This window comes from Pseudonocardia xishanensis (assembly GCF_039541715.1).
GTDB lineage: Bacteria > Actinomycetota > Actinomycetes > Mycobacteriales > Pseudonocardiaceae > Pseudonocardia > Pseudonocardia xishanensis.
In genome coordinates, this window is sequence record NZ_BAABGT010000145.1 from 1 (window position 1) to 521 (window position 521).

The 521-nt window shown below is 67.2% G+C and carries 1 protein-coding gene; it reads right to left on the minus strand.

Annotated elements, in window-relative coordinates:
• Nucleotides 1–521, minus strand: a 521-nt coding sequence (locus ABD993_RS36535) for an AMP-binding protein (RefSeq protein ID WP_345428986.1), incomplete at both ends; no start/stop codon positions are given.

The following is a 521-nucleotide window of genomic DNA, read 5'->3' on the forward strand; positions in this document are numbered from 1 at the left end:
CGGCCGACGGTGGAGACCCGCAGCTCCAGCGGGTCGTCGACGCGGGTCTGGGTGGACACCGGGGAGGTCTCGGTCATGCCGTAGGCGATGGTCACCTCCTCCATCCCCATCCGGGCGACGACCTGCTTCATCACCTCCACCGGGCACGGCGAGCCCGCCATGATCCCGGTGCGCAGCGAGGACAGGTCGTAGGACTCGAACTCGGGGTGGTTGAGCTCGGCGATGAACATCGTCGGCACCCCGTAGAGCGAGGTGCACTTCTCCTGCGCGACGGCCTCGAGCGTGGCGAGCGGGTCGAAGCCCTGTCCCGGGATCACCATCGTGGCGCCGTTGGTGGTGCACGCCAGGTTGCCCATGACCATGCCGAAGCAGTGGTAGAAGGGCACCGGGATGCACACCCGGTCCTCGGGGGTGTAGCCGCAGATCCGGCCGACGAAGTAGCCGTTGTTGAGGATGTTGTGGTGCGACAGCGTCGCGCCCTTCGGGAACCCCGTGGTCCCGGAGGTGTACTGGATGTTGAT